General features: G+C 70.8%; 20 protein-coding genes. 9 read left to right on the forward strand and 11 right to left on the reverse strand.

What is annotated here, in order from left to right:
• Positions 1-38 precede the first annotated feature (38 nt).
• From IPQ09_28645 to IPQ09_28660, 4 genes are all read left to right on the forward strand, one after another.
• Positions 39-1,238: a hypothetical protein gene (locus tag IPQ09_28645; protein ID MBL0198114.1), complete on the forward strand. Its 1,200-nt coding sequence runs from the start codon at positions 39-41 to the stop codon at positions 1,236-1,238.
• A gap of 11 nt (positions 1,239-1,249) precedes the next feature.
• Positions 1,250-1,735, forward strand: a complete 486-nt coding sequence (locus IPQ09_28650) for a hypothetical protein (protein ID MBL0198115.1) — start codon at positions 1,250-1,252, stop codon at positions 1,733-1,735.
• A gap of 20 nt (positions 1,736-1,755) precedes the next feature.
• On the forward strand, positions 1,756-2,778 hold the full coding sequence (locus IPQ09_28655; GenBank protein MBL0198116.1) for an endonuclease/exonuclease/phosphatase family protein: 1,023 nt from the start codon (positions 1,756-1,758) through the stop codon (positions 2,776-2,778).
• 296 nt (positions 2,779-3,074) lie between these two features.
• Positions 3,075-3,929, forward strand: coding sequence for a Uma2 family endonuclease (locus IPQ09_28660; protein ID MBL0198117.1), 855 nt, complete (start codon positions 3,075-3,077; stop codon positions 3,927-3,929).
• 43 nt (positions 3,930-3,972) lie between these two features.
• Here the strand turns inward: IPQ09_28660 and IPQ09_28665 are convergent, their stop codons facing one another.
• From IPQ09_28665 to IPQ09_28710, 10 genes are all read right to left on the reverse strand, one after another.
• Positions 3,973-5,199 carry a DUF4105 domain-containing protein gene (locus IPQ09_28665; GenBank protein MBL0198118.1) on the reverse strand — a complete coding sequence of 409 codons (1,227 nt, stop codon included), beginning with the start codon at positions 5,197-5,199 and terminating at the stop codon, positions 3,973-3,975.
• Positions 5,200-5,351: 152 nt separating this feature from the next.
• On the reverse strand, positions 5,352-6,596 hold the full coding sequence (gene secF, locus IPQ09_28670; protein MBL0198119.1) for a protein translocase subunit SecF: 1,245 nt from the start codon (positions 6,594-6,596) through the stop codon (positions 5,352-5,354).
• 1 nt (position 6,597) lies between these two features.
• Positions 6,598-8,604 (reverse strand): protein translocase subunit SecD, encoded by a 2,007-nt coding sequence (gene secD, locus IPQ09_28675; GenBank protein ID MBL0198120.1) that lies wholly within the window; start codon positions 8,602-8,604, stop codon positions 6,598-6,600.
• A 121-nt stretch (positions 8,605-8,725) separates the two neighbouring features.
• Entirely contained in the window at positions 8,726-9,163 is a 438-nt protein-coding gene (gene yajC / locus IPQ09_28680; GenBank protein ID MBL0198121.1) for a preprotein translocase subunit YajC, read from the reverse strand.
• Between the two features lie 195 nt (positions 9,164-9,358).
• Positions 9,359-10,369 (reverse strand): hypothetical protein, encoded by a 1,011-nt coding sequence (locus IPQ09_28685; protein MBL0198122.1) that lies wholly within the window; start codon positions 10,367-10,369, stop codon positions 9,359-9,361.
• A gap of 5 nt (positions 10,370-10,374) precedes the next feature.
• Positions 10,375-12,489 (reverse strand): hypothetical protein, encoded by a 2,115-nt coding sequence (locus IPQ09_28690; GenBank protein MBL0198123.1) that lies wholly within the window; start codon positions 12,487-12,489, stop codon positions 10,375-10,377.
• Between the two features lie 50 nt (positions 12,490-12,539).
• On the reverse strand, positions 12,540-13,532 hold the full coding sequence (locus tag IPQ09_28695) for an SUMF1/EgtB/PvdO family nonheme iron enzyme (protein MBL0198124.1): 993 nt from the start codon (positions 13,530-13,532) through the stop codon (positions 12,540-12,542).
• 3 nt (positions 13,533-13,535) lie between these two features.
• A complete protein-coding gene (locus IPQ09_28700; protein ID MBL0198125.1) occupies positions 13,536-14,003 on the reverse strand; it encodes a hypothetical protein in 468 nt (155 codons plus the stop codon).
• Positions 14,003-14,602 carry a hypothetical protein gene (locus IPQ09_28705; GenBank protein MBL0198126.1) on the reverse strand — a complete coding sequence of 200 codons (600 nt, stop codon included), beginning with the start codon at positions 14,600-14,602 and terminating at the stop codon, positions 14,003-14,005. Before IPQ09_28705 ends, IPQ09_28700 begins: the two co-directional genes overlap by 1 nt.
• A gap of 86 nt (positions 14,603-14,688) precedes the next feature.
• The gene (locus IPQ09_28710) at positions 14,689-16,005 is read right to left on the reverse strand and encodes a PhoH family protein (GenBank protein ID MBL0198127.1); all 1,317 of its coding nucleotides are present in this window, start codon (positions 16,003-16,005) and stop codon (positions 14,689-14,691) included.
• Between the two features lie 155 nt (positions 16,006-16,160).
• Between IPQ09_28710 and IPQ09_28715 the strand changes: the two genes are divergently transcribed.
• The 5 genes from IPQ09_28715 to IPQ09_28735 all read left to right on the forward strand — a co-directional run bounded on the left by IPQ09_28715 (position 16,161) and on the right by IPQ09_28735 (position 23,378).
• Complete coding sequence (locus IPQ09_28715) at positions 16,161-17,276, forward strand: tryptophan 2,3-dioxygenase (GenBank protein ID MBL0198128.1); 1,116 nt, start codon at positions 16,161-16,163, stop codon at positions 17,274-17,276.
• A 68-nt stretch (positions 17,277-17,344) separates the two neighbouring features.
• The gene (locus tag IPQ09_28720) at positions 17,345-18,562 is read left to right on the forward strand and encodes an NnrS family protein (GenBank protein ID MBL0198129.1); all 1,218 of its coding nucleotides are present in this window, start codon (positions 17,345-17,347) and stop codon (positions 18,560-18,562) included.
• A 123-nt stretch (positions 18,563-18,685) separates the two neighbouring features.
• Entirely contained in the window at positions 18,686-20,164 is a 1,479-nt protein-coding gene (locus IPQ09_28725) for a serine/threonine protein kinase (protein MBL0198130.1), read from the forward strand.
• Between the two features lie 67 nt (positions 20,165-20,231).
• The gene (locus IPQ09_28730; GenBank protein MBL0198131.1) at positions 20,232-22,586 is read left to right on the forward strand and encodes a hypothetical protein; all 2,355 of its coding nucleotides are present in this window, start codon (positions 20,232-20,234) and stop codon (positions 22,584-22,586) included.
• A 144-nt stretch (positions 22,587-22,730) separates the two neighbouring features.
• The gene (locus tag IPQ09_28735) at positions 22,731-23,378 is read left to right on the forward strand and encodes an NAD(P)-binding domain-containing protein (protein MBL0198132.1); all 648 of its coding nucleotides are present in this window, start codon (positions 22,731-22,733) and stop codon (positions 23,376-23,378) included.
• Between the two features lie 65 nt (positions 23,379-23,443).
• Here the strand turns inward: IPQ09_28735 and IPQ09_28740 are convergent, their stop codons facing one another.
• Positions 23,444-25,621: a hypothetical protein gene (locus IPQ09_28740; GenBank protein MBL0198133.1), complete on the reverse strand. Its 2,178-nt coding sequence runs from the start codon at positions 25,619-25,621 to the stop codon at positions 23,444-23,446.
• Positions 25,622-25,682 lie beyond the last annotated feature (61 nt).

A 25,682-nucleotide genomic window follows, 5' to 3' on the forward strand; every position in this document is an offset into this window, starting at 1 on the left:
TTTACGTGAGGCCGACGAGGATTGTAGCTTCGGCACCGATGGCAAGTCGGAAGCGTAGAAAGCTCACCACGTTCCAGGTGGTGTGCGCGGCGTTCGCCGTTCTTTTTGGATGTTTTCTCGTCGCGAAGCGCCTGGAGGCCCAGCCGAAGAAGCCCCCTGTCCCCACGGCCGCTGCGGCGCCCAAGGCAGAGGCGGCCGCGCCGGTCCCCGCACCGTCTGCCGCGGCCGACGCCGGGGCGCCGGCGGCCCCCAAGAAAGACGACAGCGGCGGCGGCGACAAGAAGGACGACAAGTCCGAGCTCCCCGCCGAGGACGCGCTGAGCAGCGCCGTCATCCAGCCGAACGGCTCCCTGATGCACACGAAGGGCCCGTTCAAGTCCCCGTTTGCGAACCCCGACTTCGGCGCAGCCGCGGAGGTCAAGGTCGGCCTCCAGATCTCGGCGATCACCTCGTACGACATCAAGGAGGGCATGTTCGACGCCACCTTTTACCTGTCGCTCACGAGCAAGACGCCGATGCCGGACAAGCTCAACCTGAACTATCCGAACGGCAAGATCGACAACGTCTACGTGATGGCCGATCGCCCCACGTTCAAGCTCTATCGCGTGAACGGGACGTTCCGGTCCCCCCCCGACCTCCGCAAGTACCCCTTCGACAGCCAGGAGCTCACGATCCAGATCGAGGAGAACTCGAAGGGCATCGACCAGCTCAAGCTCGTTCCCGACGAAGAGCACACGCGCTTCGCCGCGAACTTCGAGATCGCCGGCTGGGACCTCAAGTACCTCGAGGCGCGCTCGCTCTCGCGCGACATGCCGCCGCGGTTCGACAACGACGATTTGTACTACGGCCGCTACATCTGCCGCATCGGCATCGCGCGGTTCGGCACGAGCGCCATCTTCAGCGTCTATGTGCCCGCGTTCGTCATCGTCATCATCGGCCTCTTGGCGATGTGGGTCACGCCCGACGAGATGGAAGTGCGCTCGAACGGCGGCGCCCCGATGCTCGCGGGCGCGGTGCTCTTCCACTTCTCGCTCATCCAGTCGATCCCCGCGACGTCGTACCTCACGCGCGCCGACAAGCTGATGATAGGCGTCTACGTGTCCCTCCTGATGAACATGATCTCAACGTGGTTCTTCTTCGTCGTCGATGAAGAGCACCACGACAAGGTCTTCCGAATCGCGCGCGTGGTGGTCCCCACGCTCACGAGCATCCTCATGGCCACGATGTGCGTCATCTGACGGGAGCCACCATGAACATCCAGAAGATCGCCATGTTCGGGCTCGTCGCGCTCACCTCGCTGGGCACCCTCTCTTGCGGCAAGAAGGACGAAAAGTTCGAGAGCAAGGTGAAGCTCATTCGAACGTACGTGAACCGGAAGGACGCCCAAGGCGTGCCGATCGTCACGGACGCCGAGGTGCAGTACACGGCCTGCCCTGGAGACATTCGCAAGGTTCTCCGCGGTGGGGGCGAGTTCGCCAAGTGCATCGCGGAGAAAAAGCCGGGAGAGGAGCTCTCCATCAGCATGGTGCATGCCCTGAAGCGCAACGGCCGCTACAGCGCGCGCGTGGTGAACATCGGCGGCTGCGAGCGAAAGCCCGACCCCACCGACTCCCGGTCGTACGACAGCTTCCGAGACTGCACCGAGCTGAAGACCGACGGGATCTCCGTCGGCTTCCATTGCGAGGCGGGGTCGACCGAGAAGCTCGTGAAGGCGTGCCCCTGGTTCGCGCAGTAGTCGCGACGCGCTCGAGCTGCATGGGCTCCACGAAGCGCGCTCCGTCGTCGGCTGCCGCGCTGTTCGTGGTTGGGCTCGTGGCTTGCGGCGGGGCGGCCACGCCGGCGAGCGACGCGGGCGCCGACGCGCCCCTCGCCTCCCTCGACTCCAGCGTCCCCGACGCCGCGCCCGCGCCCGAGGCCGGGGTCGACGCGGGGCCCGACGCGCGCGACTCCGAGGCCGAGGCCTCGCCCGAGGCCGGGCCGGTCACCTGCGGCGCCGAGAAGCTCCGCGTGGTCGCGGGGAACCTCGCGGGGGCCGGCGGCACCTACGACGACGCGCGCGGCGTGCGCATCCTCTCGGGCCTACGCCCGGACGTGGCCCTGCTCCAGGAGGTCCGCTACGGCGACAACTCGGCCACCGCCCAGCGCGCGTTCGTCGACGCCGCCTTCGGGCCCACCTACACCTACATACGCGGGCGCATCACGGGCGCCGTCGATATCCCCAACGCGGTGGTGTCGCGATTCCCTATTTTGGACTCGGGCGAGTGGACCGATCCGGCCGTGGCCAACCGCACGTTCGTGTGGGCGCGGATCGACGTGCCCGGCTCCGCGGATCTCTACGCGATCAGCGTGCACCTCCTCACGACCAACGTGGGGGATCGCGAGCGGCAGGCGCGGGCGCTGGTCGACCTCGTGGAGCGCCTCCCCGCGGGCACCCACGTCGTGCTCGGCGGGGACCTCAACACGGCGAGCCGCACCGAGTCGACGCTGACGGTGCTCGGGCAGGTGGTGGTCACGAGCGGGCCCTACCCCGTGGATCAGGCCGGAAATGGGAACACGAACACCCCACGATCGCGGCCCTACGACTGGGTGCTCGCCTCGAACGCGCTCGACACGTGCAAGGCCCCGGTCTCGATAGGCGCCGCGTCGTTCTCGGGCGGGCTCGTCTTCGACTCACGGGTCTACTCACCGCTCGTCGACGTCGCGCCGGTGGAGCCCTCGGACAGCGACTCGCCGCTCCAGCACATGGCGGTCGTGCGCGACTTCACGCTCCCACGCTGAGCCTCGGTCACCCGCGGTCGCACCGCGGGGCTCGAGTGGTCGGTGCAAATCCTGGTTCGCACGGTCCCGCGCCCGCGGGCTGAAGCCCGGGGCAGGGAGAGCACGGTGGTGGTGCGCGAAGCCCGCCGCAGCGGCGGGCTCTTTCGGCTCTCGTCGCACCTTCACGGCGAGCCCGCCCCGCGGGCTTTGAGCGGGTTGATCCCTAGATTTCACTGCCCCGGGCTTCAGCCCGCGGGCAGGTATCTTGCGCTTGGCCCGCAATCTGGATTTGCACCCTCGAGTGGTAGACTCGGGGGATGGTGCAGCACATTCCGGCCGCCTACGTGCTCGACCCCGAGGACCCCCGCGCCCCCACGCGCGAGCAGTGGGACGCCATGACGCCGAGAGAGCGCGACCGCGTGGTCGACGCCTTGCCCACCAGCCTGCCCATCGAGCTTCACCCTCCGGAGGGCGATCTTCACCGCAAGACCAAGCAGGGCGCGCTGGGAACCCTGGACGATTTCTTCCGACGCGCGGGGCGTCGCATCTACCTCTCGTCCGAGCTCGCCGTGTTCTATCCGGGCGAGCGGAGCTTCGTCCCCGATCTTCTCGCCGTGCTCGACGTCGACCCCCACGACCGCATGCGGTGGGTGGTGTCCAAAGAAGAGCGCGGGCTCGACTTCGTGCTCGAGGTCATCGTCGCCGGTCGCGCCAGCAAAGATCTCGAGCACAACGTCGAGCGTTACGCGCGCCTCGGGATCGCCGAGTACTTCGTCTTCGATCGCCCGAGCTGCCGCTTGCACGGGCACACGCTCGGTCCGGGTCGTCCGGACGCGTACCGGCGTGTCGTCCCGCAGGCGGGCCGGTACGAGTCGAAGGTGCTCGGGCTCGATCTCGTGCTCGACGGCGACAAGCTCCGCTTCTTCGCGGGCAACGCCGCGCTGGAGGACACGGACGAGGTCATCGCGCGGCTGGGCGGAATGCTCGACAAGGTGCTCGCCCGCGAGGAAGACGCGCTCGCCCGCGCAGAGGCCGAGCGGCGCCGCGCAGAGCAAGAAGCCTCCCGCGCAGAGCAAGAAGCCTCCCGCGCAGAGGCGGCGGAGGCGCGGGCGCAGGAAGCGAAGCGCTTGCTCGACGAGGCCTTGGCGGAGCTCGCGCGACTCAAGCGATGAGCCCGCGAGGTGATGCCTCGCGTCGGCGCTCGTCAGCTCGCGCTCAGGTCGCGTTGACCTTCGCGGGCTCGCCCTTCGTGGGTCCGGCCTTGGGGAGCTCCGCGGCCGTTCGCGGCCCACCTGACGAGGCGCGCAGCGCGCCGATCATCGCGAGCATCGCCATCAGCGCGATGGGGAGGAGCACCTGCGGGATGACCCCGACGACCTCGAGCAGCATGAGCAGCGCGAGCAGCGCGATGCGCCCACGCGTGTAGAGTACACGGACACGCGGGGTGAGCCAGCCGAGCGCGAGATCCGTGGGGAGGAGCGCGAGGAGCACCCAGTTTTTGTGGGTCTCCACGTACGCGCACGTGAGCGCGACCAGATCGATCGTGAGCGCCAGCCCGCCGAGAAAGACCCCGATCGCCTTCAGCGTGAGGCCGAGCGCCTTGCCCGACGGGTCTCGTCGGGAGAGCCCCGCGGCGCCCCACAAGAGCAAGCCGAGCAAGACGAAGAGCACCCGGCCCGCGGCGACGCTCCTGTCGAGGCGATACTCGACGCGCTCGTGGACGGTCACGGGCTTCACCCCGAAGCGGTCGGCGACCGCGTCGCGCAGCTTGAAGGGGAGCATCTGGGCCTCCCACGTGGAGGGATAGCGCTCGTTCGCGACGCCGGACGTGAGCTCCACGGCGGCGAGCTCGAGCGGGTGGCCCGCGAGGCCCTGCTGCATGAGCTCACGCAGCGTGGCGTCTTTGGTCGCGGTCGCGTCTCTCCGGAGGTGATCCCCGCTGGCGTCGTTCAGCACATCGCGGACCCGGGTCGCGCAGTTGGCGGTGGCCGGGTGGTAGGCGTAGGCGTCGCCACGCGCGGCGCTGCCCTCGACCGCCTCGATGAGCCGCTTCGCCTCCTCGGGGCTGAGCGGGAGGCGCTGCCTCTCGATGGTGCGATCTTGCCCGCGGAAGGTGTCGAGGACGACCTGCAGCGGGATCTTCGCCGTGATGAAGATCGGCTTCCCTCGATACGAGTGCCAGAACATCCCGTCGGCGACGTCGGCGCGAGGAACGCCGAAGTCGTAGCAGTCGCCGACGACGTCCTTGGCGAGCCTCGCCGACTTCTCATTGGCGCCCGGCACCACCGTCGCCGCGTCCATGACGCAGAGCAGGCTGTGGCCGTAGCGGGCGTACAGATAAGGCCCTTCACCGATCGTATAGAGCTCGACGATCCGCTCGCCGGCCGCCCGCGCCGTGCCGGCTCCGAGGCCAAGCGTCAGGGTAAGCGTGAACGCGGCCACGACGAGACGGACGAGACGGAAAGGAGCGAGGCGCCGGAGGACGTCTGCCGGCCGCCGACCACGTCCGCGTGACGAGACGACCCATGCGAAGTGCCGAATCATGCGCCCACACCCTTTGTCGGCTTCACCCGCGTGGGGAGAGCGTCCGACCGCTACGCTCGAGCGGGCTTCGCCCCCGCGACGCCCTTGGCTCCCTTTGCGCCGCCGCCCCGCGCCTTCATCTTGCGGTCGATCCACTCGGTGAGCGGCGCGGCCACGTAGATGCTGGAGTAGGTGCCGGCGATGATGCCGATGACCATCGCGAGCGCGAAGTCCTTGATGACGCCGGTGCCCCAGATGAAGAACGCGAGCACGCTCAGCATGGTGGCGCCCGAGGTCAAGATGGTGCGCGACAGGGTCTCGGAGACCGACAGGTTGATGACCTGCGCGAACGTCTTGCCGCGGTGCTTGCCGAGGTTCTCGCGGATGCGGTCGTACACGACGACCGTGTCGTTCATTGAATAGCCGACGATCGTGAGCACCGCGGCGACCGTGGAGAGCGTGACCTCCTTGCGGAGGACCACGAAGACACCGATGACGACGACCGCGTCGTGGACACACGCGATGACGACGCCCGGCGCAAACCGCAGGTCGAAGCGGAAGGCGAGATAGACCATGATGGCCACGATCGCCAGGGCGACCGCGTTTCGAGCGCTGTCGCGGAGCTGCTTGCCGGCCTTGGGGCCGACCCACTCCACGCGGAGCGAGTGGTCGGGCACCATGTCCGCGCCGAGCTCCTTCGTGAGCGCGTCGAGGAGCTGATCGCCGCGCGACTGGAGCTGCACCTCGACGCGGTGGTCGCGCGCGCTGATGACCTGAGGCGCCGAGCCCTTTCGAAGGACCACGGCGGGGACCTTGCCGAACTGCTCGGCGATCTTCTTCGTGTCCGGTTCGGCGTCGTACCGGATGGTGATCTTGTCGCCGCCTTGGCTGAACTTCACCTCGGTGGCGCGAGCGTTCGCCGGACAGGCCTTCTCGTCGCCGCCGGGCGCGGAGCCGTCCACCGTGTAGCAGAGCGCCTTGCGGACGTCGTCCTTCATGGCGTCGTTGATGGCGCTGACCTCTTGAACGCGAATGAGGAAGTGGCGATCGGGGTTCGGCTCGGCGTTGACCTTGACGACGTCGGGCTCGGAGAACTGCTTGCTCGCCACCACGGCCTCGCGAATGCGGCCTTGGTCGATGGGCTGCTTGAACGCGACCTCGATCTCGGTGCCGCCGCGGAAGTCGGTGCCGTAGTTCGGCCCGGGCACGATCATGAGGACGATGGAGGCCGCCATCAGCGTGAAGCTGAGGGGGATCCAGAAGCGCCACGCGAGGCGCATGAAATCGAAGGTGCGACCTGGCTTGAAGAACTCCATCTCAGAACTCCGCGCCAACGCTAAGCTTGTTGGTCTTTCCGCGCGCCCACCAGTCGAACACGATGCGCGTGCAGAAGACGCCCGTGAAGAGGCTCGCGATGATGCCGATGATGAGGGTCACCGCGAAGCCCTTGACCGGACCTGTGCCGGTCTGCGCGAGGATGAGGCCCGTGATGAAGATGGTGACGTGGCCGTCCACGATGGACGAGAAGGCCTTGTCGTACCCCGCCTCGATGGCCGCCCGCACGCTCCGGCCGGCGCGCAGCTCCTCGCGGATGCGCTCGTTGATGAGCACGTTCGCGTCGACCGCCATGCCGATCGTGAGCGCGAGGCCCGCGATGCCGGGCAGGGTCATGGTGCCGCTGAAGGAGGCCAGGATGGCCATCTGCAGCATGAGGTTGAAGAGCACCGCCGCGTCGGCGATGAGCCCGGCCTTGCGGTAGTAGAGCACCATGAAGAGGAGCACGAGGGACGAGCCCACGACCGCGCCCGTGGCGCCCTTCTGGATGGCGTCCTCGCCGAGCGTGGGGCCGATGCGCGAGTCGTTCGACTTGGCGATGGGCGCCGGGAGCGCGCCGGAGCGCAGCACCATCTCGAGCTTCTTCGCGTCCGCGAGCTGACGCTCGGGATCGCCGGAGCCGAGCGTGATGCTCGCGCGGCCTCCGCCGATCTTCGCCTTGATGACCGGCGACGAGTTCACGACGTCGTCGAGGATGATGGCGAAGCGGCGCTGCACGTTGGCGCCGGTGATCTCCTCGAAGCGATCGGCGCCCGCGGGGCTGAAGGTGATCGAGACGTAGAAGCCGCCGAAGGTCGACTGCGTGTCGCGCGCGACCGTCGCGTCGGTGATGTAGTCGCCCGTGACCTCGGCGCGGCCGTAGAGATAGACCGTGCGCCAGCCCTCTTCGGTGGTCTTGCCCGACTCTTGATCGTAGGTGGTGAGCTGCTCGAAGCCGATGACGTGGTCGTCGGGGACCGTGAGGGTCTTGGTCCAGCCCTTGAAGCGCTCGAGGCACTTCTGCATGGTCTCGTTGTCGCGCTTCATCATGCGCGCGAAGTGCGACTTGACGCGCTTGCCGGGGCCCGCGGGGGCCTCCTCCCAGCGGATGTCGAGGTTCTCGCCCTCGGGCAGATCGGTGTCCTTGATCTTGCCGAAGTAGTCGGCCTCGTCGTCGAGGATCTTGAACTCGAGGCGCGCGGTCTTGCTGATGATCTCCTTGATTTCGTCGAAGGCCTTCTCGTCCTTGCCGGCGACCTCGATGATGATGTCCTCGTCGCGCGTGGTGACGCCCGCCTCCTTGAGGCCGAGCCCGTCGACGCGGCGGTTGACGGTCTCCTTCGCCTGGGTGACCGCGCGGTCGCGGATGCGGGACTCTTCCTCGGGGCGGATCTTGAACGTGAACACGTTCGGGCCGCTCTTCAGCATGCTGAGCTCGGTCGCGAACTTCTTCGTGAAGCGCTCGTCGACCTTCGACGTGTCGGCCGGGTCGGCGAACTCGAGGCGCAGGGTGTTCGCCTCGACCAGCGCGATCTTCACCTTCTCGCCGAGCTTCTTGTACTCGTCGCGGGTCACGCGGCCTTCGCCCGAGTGGATCTGGAAGGCGACGGCGAGCTCCTGGCGCATTTCGTCGGCGAAGCGGTCGCGCTTGTCGCGGATGGCCTCCTCGACCTCGACGGTGTACACGAGCCGCATACCGCCTTGAAGGTCAAGCCCCTTGACCATGGCGAACTTGATGTGATCGCGCACGTACGCGGGCGCCTTGACCTTGCCGCCGCTCATCGACTCGATCGTGGGCAAGAGCACCACGGTGGCCCCGAGGAACACCGTGAAGACGAAGCCGGCCTTGAACCGCCACCCGCTGTCCATGACGGGGAGCATGGTGAAGAGGGCCCACGCCGCGATGAGCGCCGCGGTCACCACGCCCCAGAACGCGTCCTCGCGGTAGAAGAAATAGCCCGCCGCGGCGCAGCCGAGGACGAGGAGAAGGGCGTTTCTGTTCTGGGTCATCGTCGGGCGTTCCTCGAGCGAACGTGGCAGCTGCAGCGAGCGGATAAGCAGGGGGTACGCGGGCGCGCGACTCGGCACCTTGAAGCGGCGCCCGGCGCGTCAGCGGGGCGAGGTCACGGGGTCACTTCTTGTCGGCGGAGGCCTTGGCCTCCTTCAGGTCCTTGAGCTCGGCTTCCGTCTTGGACGCCGGCGCCTCGAGCGGGCCGAGGCTGCTCGTGAGCACGCGCACCGTGGTGCCGGGCGCGATCTTGAGCTTGGAGATGCGGTCGTCGGTCTCGACGAGCTCGCCGATGAGGCCGGCCTGGGTGACGACCTGATCGCCCTTCTTCAGCTTGGCCCGCGCCTCTTGCTCCTTCTTCTGGCGCCTCGACATGAGGAAGAAGAAGGGAATCATGATGAGGAACGGCAGGAACATCATGATGGGGCTGCCCTGGCCGCCCGCGCCTGCCGCGCCAGGGCCTCCCGCGCCAGCGGCGGCGGGATCCGCCGCGACGCCGGGCGTGCCGGCCTTCGGTGCAACCTGCTGGAGCGACAACCCGGAGAGTGAGAGCGAGGCCATGGTCCTGGAATCCTTAGCAAATCTGTGACGGTTCGCCGCCGCTGGGGGCCCGCTGGGAGCCCGTGGCGCGCGCGAAAGCCCGAGTGGAGTCCCCGGGAGGGGCGGAATTACCCCCAAGCGCGAGGCGCGTCAACTCGGGAACGGGCCAAACACGGCGCGCAGCGACGCGGCGAGGCGCCCGGCGTGGGGTCCCGATCACTTCCGGGTGATGCGGAGCGGCGCACGCGTGACCGGGTCGGCGTACGTGAGGGCCGTGCACGCCGCGTTCGGCTGGAGGCTCGGGCGCGCCCCGAGGTCGGCGAAGGAGGTGAATGGGCATCCAGGCGCTGGCCGGTACGCCGCGCGGGCCAGCCGGACCATCTCGTCGTAGTAGAAGAGCACCCGGAGATCCCCCGACACGCCCGTGGGCGCGAGGGTGCGCCCATCGCGGGCCTGCAGGTCGGTGCCCTCTACGAGGGGCCCGCGCTCGTAGAAGCCGCCGGCGAGCGCCATGAGCGCCAACGCCGGGGTGCCCACGCCCGGGGCGACGCGCCCGAACCAGAGCGTACCCGCGGTCCCCAACACGGGCGCGCGGAGGCGGTCGCCCTCGAGGTCGAACCGAAACTCGGCGGTCGTCGGAGCTGCGAACGCCGCGCCCACCGCGCCTCGGATCTGCAGCCGGGGGAAGCCGCTGACGGTGCCGATCACGCGCAGCCCGTCCGGGGAGAGGCCGAGCCCGTCCGCGTCGTAGAGGAAGCCGAGAGGCGTCGAGAGCGCGAAAGGTTCCGACGCGGTGGCCCTGTCCCACACGCGCGGCGCGGCGGCGCCCCCGTCCGCGGCGGTGAACGTGAGCAGGTGCAGCTCGTCGTGGGAGAGCGCACCGAACGCCTCCCCCGCCCCAACCCCTACGGCAAACAACGGCAGCGGCTCGCTCCAGGCCGCGCCCGGAGGGCACACCGGCGGACCCGGGTCGGCGCAGGGATCGACGAAGGTGTCCGCCTCGAGGGCCGCGTCTCCGACCTCGGCCACCCGCGCGTCGGCCGCGGCGGCCTCGAGCGGCGTGAGCCCTGGCGAGCTCGCCTCGGGCGGGGGCTTGGTGAGCAAGGGGCCGGAGCACGCCACCACCGCCGCCGCCGGCGCGAGCAGGCCGAAGGCGAACCCGAGCAGGCGGAGCGGTCGGCCCCGCGAGCGAGCGCGAGGCGAGGCACGGCGAGCCGCGGAGCGCACCGAGGCTACTCCGACGGCTCGCAGTCGTAGGTCTGGCTCCACGTGGCCAACGACGGCGCCGACTGCCCATCCGACGAGGGCACGAAGTTCGCGGTGATCCGCAGGAAGGCGCGCGACGATCGCCGCGGGATGACGGTCGCGCCCGTGTCGGCGTCGATCATGACGCCCGGCGCCGGCGGGTTCGGCGCGAGCGCGGTGGCCGACCGGACCGGGAACGAGGGGGCGGTCGCGAGATCGGCGACGACCGGCGCGGTCTGCGCGGTGAAGTCGATGCGCGAGTCGCTCGGGACGGTCGCGCTGTGGTTGTAGAGCCGCCAGCGGGGCGTGAGGCCGGGCGCGCACACGGCCTGGAAGTCACGCGTGAACGCGGTGGCCGAAAAGATGGGCGCGGGCGCCGGCGGCGGGGCGCCGACGCAGGCCGCGAGGTCGAACAGCATGTACTCGAGGGCCTTCTCTCCGCTGTCGAGCGGGGCCCCGGTGCAGTTGGCCGGGAAGGTCGAGCCGCCGTTGCGACGGTACGCCTCCGCCGCGACGTGAGAACCGAAGTAGACGACGCGGCCCGCCTTCACCGGGTTCGACACGGGCGTGTCGAACGTGATGTGGTGGTAGTAGGGATCGGGGAGGAGCGGCCTGTAGTTGCGGAGCCATCCCGTCCCCTGGGCGCCCGGCGAGAGGGCCCGCTTCCGCTGCTCGACGAAGTTGACGCGGCCGTTGCCGTTCAGGCCGAGCACCGGGCCCGAGGCCATCCAGTCGCGGAACTGCTGGGCGCGCGGCGGCGCGACGAGGACGTCGCCCTCTCCTGTCCCGGCGAGGTTGCCCGAATCGCTGGCCATGTTGGCGATCCAGCTCACGGCGCCCGGGTAGATGTCCTGCATCCCACCGCCGCCGTCGGGCACGTGGTCGAGCCACATGTCCGAGAGGTGCGTCGTGAACAGGCGACCGCCCTTGTTCACGAAATTGCGGACGTTGAGGACCTCCTGATCGGTCGGGTAGAAGGCCCTTTCCGGGGGGTTCGCCCACGACTTCAGCGAGCCGACACAGGGCGTCACCAGAATGCTGTGGTCGTTGAGCGGCGCGGAGGGGACCGCGGCGGGGTCCTGGTTCACCAGCGCGCGGCCCTCGACGGGCACGCCGGGCGCGAGCTTCGGGGCCGGCCCCTCGAAGTTGGAGTTGAAGCCCGAGTAGTACATGTGCACGCGGCCCGTGCCCGACGGGTGCGTGAACTCGCTCGGGTCGATGCCCATCTTGAGCAGCAGGCACTCCGTGCCGTCGGAGTTACCGGTAATCACCGCGAACTGGGGGATGTTGCCCTCGAGGTGGTTTCGCGGCAGCCGTGAGTCGGCCGCAGGCACGTTCACCGTGCCGCAGTTGGCCGTGACCGAGATCTCGCGGCGCCAGCGCCCCGCCTGGATGACGATGGGCACCGAGCTGCCGCTCGGGTAGCCCGCGGGGAGCTGCAGGTCGAACGAGCCATCGACGCCCGTGGTGACCCGCACGTCGGGGAGGCCGCCCGCTACGCCACCCGTCAGGATCGTGGCGCAGGTGTCCGCGGCCGGGCCCTGCGCGAGCGGCGCCATCGCGCCCTCGCGGAGAAACACGAAGACGTTGGGGAGGGGCAGGACGCCCGCCGGATCGCGGACCACGCCCTTCACGCGGGTGGAGCAGCCCGCCGAGCCGGAGAGGGTGACGCCCGCGTCGCCGGTGGCGAAGCCCGGCGGCGTGACGCCCGGCGCGGTGTCTTGGTACGAGGTGCAGTACGGATCGCACGACGCGGCGCACGCTCCCGGGCCTCCGAGGCCGAGCGGCGCGAGGTTGCCGAAGCGGTGCGTCGCCGTGGACGTGCCCGGAGTGGTGTCGCAGGCGCCCCACCGGCCCTGCTGGCAGCGACGCGTGCCTGTCATGCACACGAGGTTGCCGGCGGCGTTCGACACCTTCTCGCCGCAGTCGACGGTCAGGCCTTCGGGCTCGCACACGCAGCCCGCCTGGGGCGTGCGGCACTGCGCGGGCACCAAGGGTGCGCCGACCCCGTTGGGCAGGGGCTCTCCGCTGCTGCACGCGGCGAGCATGGCGGCCACGAGCAACCCGGAGCCTATCGCGGCGAGCGGCGTGCGAGGGTTCACGGCGTCAGTTTGACACGACGGGCGGCGCTCCGCACGGTTTCGGTCGAGCGTTAGTGCTCCTTTCTGGACGCGGGCGGCTTCCCGGCGCTGCCGGGTCGTGCGGGGGGCGCGGGCCGCTGCGCGTCACGCGCGCAGCGGAAGCCCACGTTCGGCCCCGCCTCCAGCGCGGAGGCCCAGTCCCGAGCGGCGGCGCGGCTCTGGTTGGGCGTGGAGAGCCACCCACCGCCCCGGAGCGTGTGGCTCGCGCCGCTGAGCGGGGCGAGCGAGCCGAGCCGCTCGGTGTACCAGTCGGCGGTCCACTCCTGGACGTTTCCAGACAGGTCTAACACTCCGTATTTGCTTGCATTTGCAGGCGCCGAGCCGACGGGCCACGGGCGCGTGTGGCAGGTGCGCCCGGAGTTCTCCCGGAGGAGCGTGTTGGCGAGCTTGCAGTCGGGATAGCGAGTGCCCCACGGGTAGCCCCAGCCCTCGGGCCCGCGCGCCGCGAACTCCCACTCTGCCTCGGCGGGGAGGCGCTTGTTGACGCTCTTGCAGTACGTGTCGGCGTCCGACCAGCGGACGCAGGACACGGGCAGCTCCGGATCGCCGAGGTCGTAGGTGCACGTCGCGCTCCTGCGCTGCGGGCGCTCGCAGCGCTTGGCGTCGACGCACGCGCGGTAGGCGCCCACCGTCACCTCCGTGCGATCGAGCCAGAACGCCCCGACGGTCACGACCCGCTGCGGTCGCTCGTTCGGCGTCTTCGGGTTGTTCGTGCCCATCGGGAAGCGCCCCCCGGGGATGAGCAGCATGCCGTCCCGCTCGGGCACGCGCACGCGCGCGCGCTGGGGCGGCGGCTTGGCGGGCTCCGTCGGCTCCTGGCCGTCGCCGTCGCCGTCGTCACCGGCGGCCGGCGGTGGCGCGGCGTGCGCGGCTCCGAGCAGCGCGAGCCACGCCAGCGCGAGGCGTACGGCCCACGCGCGGCGGGCGAACGGCGAGGAGCGCGGCGGGCGCGGCGGGCGCGGCGAGCGCGACGAGCGTGCTCGCGAGGGGAAGGTGCGCGCCACGCCCTACATCCGCGAGTTGGAGGGCAGCGGCTCGATGCGCGGCTGCGGGCCAGGGGGAGCTGGGCCGCGAGGCGGCCGCGGCGGCGAGGGGGCGAGGACAGGCCGCTCGTAGGCGAACCCCGCGGGCGGAGGCCCCACCCACGCCACACACACGCCGGCGGCGTGCGCCCGCGTGTAGCCGACGTCGATCGCCACGTGGACCACGGCGTCGCACCCGAGCTCGGCCGCCCTCGCCACGAGGGCCCCCGCGAGGTCTTCGGGGGTCGCCTTGTTGCCCGAGCCGTAGGCTTGCACGAAGCCGAGCTCGTCGAGCGCCCGCGCCGGGGTCTGGTCTCCGAGGTAGAGGTCGACGGCGGCGCGTGGCCGGGGCGGCCCGGGCGCGCGGAGCATCGCGGTGTGGGTCTCCACCGAGCCACACGCCGTGGCGCAGGCGCCGAGGAGCGCGAGCGTGGCGAGCCCGACGCGGCCCATCAGAGGGTCACCCCTGGAGACTCCGCGGTTGGAGGCGTGGGCGCCGGAGGCGCGGGCACCGGCGCGGACGCGGGGGGCGGCGCGGGCGCGGGCAGCTCGGGTGGCGGCGTGGCGGCAGGGGGTGGCGGCGGGGATGGCGCGGGCGCGGGCAGCGCGGGCAGCGCGCTGGCGGGGGGGCGGTCGGAGTACGCGCGCCCGAGCAGGCTCACCACGACGACCTCGTCGTTCGTGGTGTAGAGGCGCTGGCCGGCGCACTGCGCGCGCTGCCCGCACGCGTAATAGTAGGTCTCGAGGTGCGTGAACGTGACGAGCTCGAAGCGCGCGCGAATTCCGTCAATTTTGGCAATATTTCCGCCAATTTGGGCAACCTTCTGCACGAAGACGGGGAGCAGCGTGGCGACGGTCGACTCGACCTGTGCGCCGCTCACCTCGACCCCCCCGAGGTCGACCGCGTTGGGGGGCACGGCGTTCGCCGCGTAGATGGCCACGGGGCCGCTGTAGGCCGCCACGCGGGGCCCGGTCGCGACCGCGCTGCCGCGGACGGACGAGCAGCCCACTGTGAGCACCAGCGCCGCGGCCGCGAAGCCCGCGCGACACACGAAAGTTAGGGGATGGTGCGGCTCGCGGGGCACGAGCGGAGCCTACCATCGCGAGCGCCCTCGCGCGATCGCGAGTCCCGTCACGGTCACAGCAGGTTGGCAGCCAGGTCGGCGAGCTCGCTGCGCTCGCCCTTCGAGAGGACGATGTGTCCCGCGCACCGCTCGCCGCGGAACTTGTCGGCGGCGATGGTGAGCCCGTTCGAGGCGCTGTCGACGTAGGGGTTGTCGATCTGGCCGGGATCGCCCGTGAGGACGATCTTCGTGCCGTCGCCCGAGCGCGTGATGATGGTCTTCACCTCGTGCGGGGTGAGGTTCTGCGCCTCGTCGACGATGATGAACTGCTGCGGAAGGGACCGACCGCGGATGTACGTGAGGGGCTCCACCTGGAGCTGCCCGCTCTCGAGCATGTCGGCGTACGCCCTCGACCCCTTGCGCTGACCGCCCGAGAAGAGAAACTCCAGGTTGTCGAAGATGGGCTGCATCCACGGGTTGAGCTTCTCGTCGACGTCGCCGGGGAGAAAGCCGATGTCGCGCCCGAGGGGCATGACGGGCCGCGACACCAAGATGCGGGTGTACGCGCCGTCTTCGATCGTGCGCTTCAGGCCGGCGGCGATCGCGAGGAGCGTCTTGCCCGTGCCCGCCTTGCCCACCAGCGTGACGAGGCGAATGTTCTCGTCGAGCAGGAGGTCGAGGGCGAGGCTCTGCTCCTTGTTGCGCGGGCGCACGCCCATGACACCTTCGCGCGGGACGCGGAGCGCGACGACGCCGTTCTTGGCCCCGTCGAAGCGCCCGATCGCCGTGTGCGCGGTGTCGCCTCCGTCCCTCAGGAGCACGCAGGTGTTCGCGACGATGTCGTCCTTCTCGTGGCGCTCGATCGCGAGGAAGCCCTCCTGGAAGAACGCGTCGACCTGCCCCGCGGGGACCTCGAGCTCCTTCACGCCGGAGTCGAGCTTGTCGGCGTCGACGCTCTGGTTCTCGTAGGTCTCCGACACCATGCCGAGCGCGTCGGCGCGGATGCGCAGGTTCGTGTCCATCGTGACGAACACGGTGGGGCGCCCCTGGTCTTCCTCGCGGACGTCGAACGCGGTCTGGAGGATCGCCGCGTCCATCGCGTCGGTGTCGATCGCGCTCGGGAGGCTCGGCCGCTTCCCGGGGACCGCGACGCGGAGCGTGCCGCCGCCCTTCAGCGTGACGCCCTTCGCCAGCGATCCCTGCTCGCGGAGGCCGTCCAGGATGCGGGCGATCTGGCGCGCATTTCGACCGCGCTCCGAGCCCTCGCGCTTGAACTGGTCGACCTCCTCGATCGCGTAGATGGGGATGATGACGTTGTTGTCCTCGAAGCGAAAGATGGCCTGGGGGTCGTGGAGGACGATGTTCGTGTCGAGGACGTAGTTCTTCTTCATGGGGCTGGTGCTCGGTCGCCGCCGCTTTTTTTTGCGTCTCTGCGCCGACCTCGTCCGAGCTTACGCGGACCCGGGCGCGGCGAGAAGCGCCGAAATGCGGGCCGAATGGGCGCCGCCGGCTTCACCCGCGCGCCCTCTTGTGCGACCGTGCGCCCATGGCGCGCCCACCGACCACCTACTGGGACTACATCAAGGTCGAAGAGCTGCTGTCGCTCCAGGCGGGCATCGCCGACTCCGAGGGGGAGCTCGCGAACGACGAGGTGCTCTTCATCGTCGTGCACCAGATCGACGAGCTGTGGATGAAGCTCGCGCTCCGCGAGCTCGTCACCGTCCGCGACCTGTTCGCGCGGCCGCGGGTGCCCGAGCAGGCGCTCGCGGCGGCCGTGCGCGGGCTCCGCCGGATCGATCTCCTCTTCCGCCAAATGGCAGACCACTTCGCGCTCATGGAGACCATGACCACGCGCGACTACCTCGCGTTCCGCGACAAGCTGAGCCCCGCGAGCGGCTTTCAGTCGGCCCAGCTGCGCGAGATCGAGATCCTCCTCGGCCTGCCGGAGGAGGAGCGCATCGCCCTCGGAAACGAGGGGTCGTACAAGCAAGCGCTGCGCGGTCCGGGCGGGGCGGAGTCGCCCGCCTCCCGACGGGTGGAGGCGCGCCTCGCCGACTCCCCGACGCTCCGTGACGCCGTGCACGCGTGGCTCCACCGCACCCCGATCCAGGGCTCGACGCCGGACGATCCTGCGGACCGCGAGGCCGTCCGCGGGTTCGTCGACGGGTACGTCGCCGCGCACGCTCGCGCGACCGCCCACGCCGAGGAGCTCGCCGTCACGTCGGCGCTCACGCCGGAGGACCGGGCGCGCCTCGCCGCACGGTACGCGCGCGAGCGCGAGGGCACCCGCGCGTTCTTGCTCGCGGAGGACCTGGCCGACGAGGCCCGCCGGCCCGAGCTGAGCCGGCTGCGCGCCGCCCTCGTCTTCATCGAGAGCTACCGCGAGCTGCCGCTCCTCGCGTGGCCGCGCGAGGTGGTGGAGGCCGTCGTGGCGCTCGAGCAGGGCTTCGTGGTGTTCAGGCAGCGCCACGCGCGCATGGTCGAGCGCATGATCGGGCGGCGGACCGGCACGGGGGGCTCGGCGGGGGTCGACTACCTCGACCAGACCGCGCTGAAGTACCGCATTTTCAGGGACGTGTGGGCGGTCCGCACGCTGCTCGTGCGAGAGGCCGATCTCCCCCCGCTCGAGCGCCCCGAGCTGTACGGCTTCGCCGTCGAGTAGCCCGCGGTGCGCGGCGCTTCACGGCCGGGAGGCTTCGGGGTACATTACGGATAAGGATGTCCACTTAAGTGAGCCCGCTCCCCCTCCTCGGCGCCCCGCCCGCCCGCCCCATCCCCGCCGGCGGCCCCCTCGCGGCGAAGGGGTTTCGCCCCTTCTTTCTGCTGGCGGCGCTGTTCGCCGCGGGCATCCTGCCCGTGTGGCTCCTGTCGCTCTCGGGCCTCGTGCGGCCCGACGCGTACTTCGACGCGTTCGGGTGGCACGCCCACGAGATGGTGTTCGGCTACGCCGCCGCCGTCATCGCGGGGTTCTTGCTCACGGCCGCGGCCAACTGGACCTCGCGCGAGACGCTCGTCGGTCCGCCGCTCCTCGCCTGCGCGGCGTTGTGGGCCGCGGGACGGGTCGCCCTCGTGCTCCCGGGGCTCCCGCGCGCGGTGCCGGCGGCGCTGGATCTGGCCTTCCTGCCCATGGTCGCCGTGGCGATCGCGCGGCCCATCCTCGCCACGAAGAACCACCGCAACCTCGTCATGGTGGCGGCGCTGACCGCGATGTGGGGTGGCAACCTCGCGATGCACCTCGACGTGCTCGGTGTCCTGCCGCACGTGCCAGGGCTCCGCGCGCGGGCGGCGCTGGTCGGCGTCGACGTGGTGACCGCGCTCATGGTCGTGATGGCCGGGCGCATTTTCCCCATGTTCACGAAGAACGCCACGCGCGTCGCGACCATCCGCTCGCACCCACGGCTCGACGCCGCGGCGCTGGCGGCGATGGTGGCGGTGCTCGCGGTCGATGTGGCGGCGCCGGGCGGACGGGTGGCCGCCTGGATCGCGGGGGCGGCGGCGATCGCCACGGCGGCCCGCGCCGTGCACTGGGGCGCCCAGTACACGGCTCGCGTGCCCCTGCTCTGGATCCTCCACGTGACGTACGCGTGGATCCCCGTGGGGCTCGCGCTGCGCGTCGCCGCTTGGCTGACACCCGCGGTCCCGGCGTCGCTGGCGACCCACGCCCTCACCGTGGGGGCGATCGGCGGGATGACCCTCGGCATGATGGCCCGCGTGGCCCTCGGGCACACCGGGCGCGCGCTGGAGGCGGGGCGCGCCGTCGCGGCGGCGTTCGTGCTCGTGACGCTCGCGGCGCTCGTCCGCGTGGGCGGTCCCCTCGCCCTCGGCGCGGCGCACACGCGGATCGCCCTGCACGTGTCGGGCACCTTGTGGACGGCCGCGTTCGTGCTCTTCCTGGTGGTGTACGCGCCGATCCTCGCGCGCCCGCGCGCCGACGGGAAGCCGGGCTGAGCGGGCCAAGCGCCGGCGGCCCCCACGGACGGCCCAAGCGCCACCCGTTTGGGTGACACGAAAACTCAGGGCGCGCGTGGCATCGCAGCTATCTTAGAGATCGGCGCCCGGCGCCCTCCCACTATGGACCTTGCCGTCGAAAACGAGCTGCTCGCTGGAAAGTACCGGGTCGAGCGCGTCCTCGGCGAGGGCGGCATGGGCGTCGTCGTCCGCGCGATCCACACCCAGCTCGAGCAGCCCGTGGCGCTCAAGTTCCTCCAGCCGGAGGCGCTGAAGCGCCCGGCGCTGGTCGCCCGCTTCGCCCGCGAAGCCAAGGCCCTCGCGCGCCTCACCACCGAGCACGTCGCGCGGGTCATCGACGTGGGCACCCTCGACTCGGGGGCGCCCTACATCGTGATGGAGTACCTCGACGGCGAAGACCTGGCCGCGCTCCTCGATCGGCGCGGGAGGCTGACGATCGAAGAGGCGGCGACCTACCTGCTCCAGGCGTGCGAGGCCATCGCCGAGGCCCACGCCGCCCGGATCGTCCACCGAGACCTGAAGCCGGCGAACCTCTTCTTGGCGCGTCAGCGAGACGGCGGCTCGATCATCAAGGTGCTTGACTTTGGCATCGCCAAGGCGCTCGACGACGGGGCCGCGCTCACCAAGACCTCGGCCGGCCTCGGCTCCGCGCACTACATGGCGCCCGAGCAGATGCGCAACGCCAAGTCGTGCGACGAGCGCGCCGATCTGTGGGCGTGCGGCGTGATCTTGTTCGAGCTCACGACCGGGCTCGTGCCCTTCGAGGGCGACTCGGTCCACGAGGTGGTGGCGGCGGTCATCGAGCAGCGGCGCCACTCGGTGCACGAGCTGTTGCCGAACGCGCCACAGGCGCTCGCCGCCCTGGTCGACCGGTGCCTCCAGGTCGACCCCGCGAAGCGGGTGCCGTCGGTGCTCGAGCTCGCCGAGGGGCTCGCGAGCCTCGCGGACGGTCCAGAGCAGCGCGCCTCGCTCGGCAAGATCCGCCGCGTGCTCGCGACCGCGGCCGGCCCCGTGAGCTCCGCCGAGGAGGAGGAGATGATCCGGAGCCGCGAGGAGATCGCCAACGCCTCGACGATGGCGATGCCCTCGTCCGACGCGACCCAGTCGGGCCCGCAGCGCGCGGTTCGCGACGTGCCGAGCACGCTGCCGGCGCGCGCGTCCCAGCGCCCCGGCGCGGGAGCGCGCGCGGGGTGGGCTCCCTCCACGCTGGGCGCGGGCGCCCTGCTCCTCGGGCTGGCGGGCGTCGGGCTCGGCTACACCGTCTCGAACAAGCCACCGCGCGCCGGGGGCGTCGTGGCCACGCCCTCCGCGGCGACCGCAGCGACCGCGGCGACCTCAGCCGTGGCGACCAGCACAACGGCGGCCACCACAACCGCGGCCACCCCACCGGCGGCGAGCGCTCCCGCGAAGGCCCCGGACCCGCCGCCAAGCGCGACGACCGCGACGACCGCCCCGACCGCGGGCCACCCGACGCACGCCACCCCGAAGCACACGGCGGCACCGGTCGCCTCCGCGGCGCCTCCGCCGATGGTCACGGCTGCGCCCGCCGTGACCGTGGTCCCCACCATGGGGATCAAGTGAGCGGCCCCCTCGCCTCGTCACCGCTCGCCTCGCTCGCCACCGCCTCGCCGGACACCAGGAGATCACGATGAAGCACACCACCTCGAGGATCGGCATGTCTCTCCTAGGGATCACGAGCGCGATCGCCTGCGGGGGGATCCTGGTCGACGGCCTCGGCTGCGCGGTCGCCGAGCCGACGGCCCTTTTCCTGGGGGTCAGCTCGGACATGCGCGTCGCCGACGACTTCGACTCCGTCGGCCTCTTCATTTCGGTGAACGGCGAGGTCAAGTACCAGGGTGTGCACCCCGTGAGCCCCACCGGCGAGGTGCTCTTGCCGGCGTCGCTGTCGATCCTGCAGCCCGACGAGCCGTCCACGCCGGTCCACATCCGCGTCGCTGGCTACAAGGCCTCGCAGGTCATCGCCGTGCGCGACGCCATCACCACCATCCCCTCGGACCAGATCAGCGTGCTCCGCCTGCCGGTGCAGTGGCTCTCGACCGGCGCGACCAAGGGCCGCGCGGCGGGCGCGCCCGGCAGCGCCACGACGACCTCGGTGTCGCTCGGGGGAGTGCAGCCGCGGTCCGCGGCTTCCGACAACGTGACCTTCTCGGAGTTCGCGAAGTTCTTCTCGGGCCTCGAGCTCCCCTGCCCCGCCGGACAAACCTTGGTCGCGGGCGCGTGCGAGAGCGTCCACATCTCGCCGAACGCCCTGGTCATGGCGAAGGGGGGCGCCCACGTGGGCGAGGTCTACGGCGGCGCCACCGGCCTCGACGCGCTGGGCAACGCCGCGGGGGGCGCCTGCTTCTCGGTGGACAAATGCTTCGCCGACTCCGAGGCGGTGCGGCCGGAGGACATCACGGTGCGCCGCGACGGCGCCACAGTCACGGGCTGCGAGATCCCGAGGCCTCGCGGCGCGTCGCTCGACCAGTTCAACATCGCGATCGACCGTGACGGCACGCCCGGGGCGTATGTCGCGCTGAACAGCGAGGCGCCGGAGGAGGCCAAGGAGGGCGGCTGGCGCGACGCGGGCGCGAAGCTCTCGCTGCCCCCGGCGGTGTGCGCGCGCCTCGGCGCGGCCGCCCGCGGCCTCCGCGTGAGCACCCGCTGCGTCGCGAAGCGCGCCAAGGACCCCACCTGTGGTCCGTGGTCGGCGGTGAAGAGCGAGCAGAAGCCCGACTTTGCGGGCGGGCGTTATTACACTGAGGTCGGCCCGGTCGACGCGGGCGCGGTCGACGCGGGCCGCGACGGTCCGCCGGGCGTGGTCGACGCTGCGGAAGGCGGCCCGGTCGACGCGAACTTCGACGCCGGCCCACCGGAGACCATCGACGTGACCGGCAACTCGGTGGTCGCGCCGACTCGCATGGCCTACGACAACGGCACGCTGTGGATCAAGGGCCGCAGAGGCACCACGCGCGTGGTGAACGTGGAGGGCCCGGGCGCACCCCAGGTGGTGCCCATGATCGATAACACGAACTGCGCTTTCGGCTACGTGGGGGCGCGTGGGGGGCTCGGGGCGATCGCCTGCCACGCGGGGAGCCGGCCAGGGTACTTCGGCGTCCAGGTCGACGGCGGGCTGATAAGTGAGCGCGTGCCCAGCCCCAGCGCGCCGACGGGCGCCGTGGTCACCGAGGAGGCGCCCGTCGTCGGCTCGATCGTGTCCCCAAACCAGCAGACGTATCTCGAGTTCCTCCACCCGACGCGCGTGGACGCGGTCGAGCTCCGCGATGGCGGCGCGGCGTGGCCACCCGGCATGAACGATCTGTTCTACCAGCCGGTAGGCCCCAACCCGGTCGCAGGCTCCTTCTTGTTCACCGGCGGTACGCACGTGTACCTCGCCCGGACCCAGGGCAGCGAAGCGACGCTGATGCCGTATACGATCGCCGAGATCCCCTCCCCCTTCTCCGGGGACCTTACCGGCGACGCGCTGTTCGCGCAGGGCCCGCACCTCTTCTTCTACGGGACCAACGCGAAGGTGCCGCCGCCCCCCTCCGTGGAAGGCGTCATCTTCCAGGCCGCGCTGCCCGGCGCGTCGCCGGTCGCGGCGGACGCCGCGGCGCCGGAGGGCGGCACCCTCGAGGCGGGCGTGGATTCCGGCGTGCCCTGCCCGACGCGAGGGCGGACGACGGCGGCGGCGACGCAGGCCCTGCTGTGGCGAGCGCCATCACCGCTAGGTTCGATATGCACGTCGAGAACCCGGGCACCGACAAGCCGGCGCTCGTCGGCGACGATTATGGGATCTACTGGACCGACGGGCGTACGGTGTTCTGGCTGCCCCTCGGCGCCCCGCGACGACGCCGGCGCCGGTGCGGTGCCCCTCAGCGGCACGCCCGACCCGCTCAAGCACACCTACGCCCTCGCGCTTTCGCCCAACTACGTGTATTGGGCCGCGTTCGACGGCGCGGGCGTCTGGTCTCTCCGCCGCGTGGCCAAGCGGCCCCTCTAGCCCCTAGCCCCTCGTGTCTCCCGAGCCGCGTTCGCTCGCGGCGTCGCGGCGTCGCGTCGGGCTGGCGCCCGCGACGCGAGGCACTTACCGTGGTGGCCCTCGGCCCCGGAGCTCCCCGGGACGCCGCGACCAGGAGGTTTTACCATGGCGAAAATTGCGGTGCTCGGCTCAGGTGACGTTGGCAAGGTGCTCGCGAACGGGCTGCTCAAGCACGGGCACGAGGTCATGCGCGGGAGCCGCGAGCCCGCGAAGCTCGCGGACTGGAAGGCGAGCGCCGGAGAGCGCGCGCACGTGGGCACGTTCGCCGAGGCGGCGGCCTGGGGCGGCAGCGTGCTGCTCGCCGTGAAGGGCACCGCCGCCGTGGCCGTGCTCGAGCAGGCGGGCACGGCGAACCTCGCCGGCAAGACCGTGATGGACGCGACGAACCCCATCGCCGACGCGCCCCCGGTCAACGGGGTCCTCAAGTTCTTCACCGATCTCAACGAGTCGCTCATGGAGCGCCTGCAGAAAGCGGCGCCCGAGGCTCACCTCGTGAAGGTGTTCTCGTGCGTGGGCAACGCCTTCATGGTGGACCCCGCGCTGCCCGGCGGCCCGCCCACGATGTTCATCTGCGGGAACGACGCGGGCGCGAAGGCCGAGGTGCGCGGCATCCTCGACCAGTTCGGCTGGGACACCGCGGACATGGGCGCGGTCGAGGCGGCCCGGGCGATCGAGCCCCTGTGTATGCTGTGGTGCATTCCCGGCATGACGGGCGGCGGGTGGACCCACGCCTTCAAGCTCCTGCGCGCGTGAGCCCTGGGGGCCGGGGGGCGCGGCGCGGCGCGCGCTCAGCCGCGCTCAGCCGCGCTTCGGCAGGTCTAATTGGCCTTGGGCACGGCCGAGCGCAGGACGCCCCCGTGCCGCGTGGCGACCCACACGTTCCCGAGTGGCGAGACGGAAGCCGCGACGAACGACGGGTCGAGCGCGAGCCTCGCCTCCTCGAGCTTCTGGCCCTCCCACCGAAAGAGGAGGTTCTCCTCTTTGCGGGTTAGGGTGCCCCGTCGGACGGCGGTGACCCACACGGAGTCACGAACGCCGTCGATGTTCAGGACCTCGACCTCGGGTCCCCAAGGGGGGGTCACGTCCGTGCAGGTGGTGCCCGAAATTCGAAGCAAGCGGCGCTCGCCGAGCTCGCTGCGGACAGCCCACGCCCCGTCCGCGACCGCGTATACGGAGGAGAAGTACCCCTGGGACGACGCCGGGCACTCGATGAGGACGGCGCGGCCGCCCTCCGACCGCACGAGGCTCACTCCGCCGGACCAAACGACCCCGCCCGCGACCGAAATCGCGCCCGAGTCCCAGGTCGCGGGCTCGTCGCCGACTCGCGCCCAGGTCGCGCCGTCCCAGCGGTAGCGGTAGCGGCGGGAGGAATCCAATGTCCCTGTCGCGGACGCCCAGAGATCGCCGTTCGCCCGATCCCGGACAAACGAGAAGACGGTTCCATCGACGGGATGGCTCGTCCACCTGCCCGCCTTCATCAGCCACATCCTGCTGTTTGGGGGGTTCGCTTCGACGACCCAAACGCCCTCCTTCGAGACAATCATCCTCGATCCGTTGGGCGGAGCAAGGAGACGCTCCGACCAGGCCCTCCCGTCGTAGTGGCGCACCGAGGTGCGCCAGGAGACGGCCTCGAGCACCCACACGTCGGCGTCGGAGACGGCGTCGATCGCCCGGATCTCGCCCCCTCCGGTATCTCCGTGCCGTGTCCAGGCATTCTGGAGCCCCCCCGCGAGGTCACTGTAGCGTGGGCGAGTGAACAGCGCGCCGCCCTCCCCCACCACGTGCCGCGTGGACCGCGAGGCGCCAAGCGCCACGGGGAGAGCCCCCATCGGCAAGACCGTGTAGGCCCATGTCCCATCGGGCTCGAGGGAGTCGACGGCGGGGGGAGCATCAGCAAGGCAGCCCCAGCCCCACTGGCTGCAGAACTTCCCGGCGTTGACGAGCGGCGCGTCATTATTCGTAGGCGAGCCGGGAGACACGCCGTAGGACACGGAGCGACCGTGCGGCAGAATGGCGTCAGGCTGAAGCGTTCTGGCGCCCCAGGGTTCGATCGTCTTGACGCTCACGCCGGCCCCCAAGGTGGCAATTTCACGGCGCACATGCCCCGTGGCCTTGAAGACGTCTCGAATGACGCGCAAGCCGGGCGTGTAGTAGCCGTGATTCGGCGCGATCCCGGTCCCTCGAGCGAGCTCGGTTGCGTCGGAAATGACGGGGAACGGGGTCACCTCCGTCCAGGCGGACGAGCCCGCCGTCCAGGCGAAGACTCGGCCCGTCTTCGTCAGAATCCAGGCATGCAGCGCGCCAGTCCTCAGGTCGCGCGCCGCGCAGGCGTCGACGCTCTCGTCGACGATCGGTAGCCTCGGGAGCCGCTGCACTGGCGACAAGTCGGCGTTTACGAGAGCTACGCTCGAAGGGTCCTCGGCCTGGGAGATGATCGCCGCGATCCCCAGGGTCGGCTCGTCGACCCACCGAAGCGCGCCGATGCGGTAGTCGCCGCCGCTCGGGTGAACGTCCCAGCCGCCATCGTGGAGGCGCACGACCGTCGTGTGAGCGGGGGCGCCTTGGGTGGCTGCGCGCCAGAAGAACGCGTACACGTTGTCGGGCCCGGTGCCCCAAATGAGGGCGTCGTCGAACGTGCCAGCGAGCTGGAACTGCTTCGTGAGGCCCACGCCGTCCCAGAGCACGATCTCTCCGTGACGTGTCACGGCCCAGACCTGCTCATCGGCCGAAACGTCCTGGCTAGCCACTGCCCACGACGACACGAACGTATTCTTGGTGACGTCGGCGTTGGCCCAGCAGAGGGGGCCCGTCGGGCAAGGTGTGAGCGACGGCGACTCCGGCCCGGGCGGGGGTGACGAAGGCAGCGCGTTCGTCGGAGACGAAGGCACGGTCGCGACGGGCGGCGGGGCGGCGTCGCCTGTCTGGAGCGAACCACAACCCACTACGATCCACGAGACAAGCGCGAGCAGGGCGGTGTTCGAGCCGTGCATCTTCATCTTCTGACCTTCGCCCCTCCAGCCCAGTTCCGTCACGACCTCAAGCGATTTTGGAACTCTC

It is taken from the genome of Myxococcales bacterium (genome assembly GCA_016720545.1).
GTDB lineage: Bacteria > Myxococcota_A > Polyangia > Polyangiales > Polyangiaceae > JAAFHV01.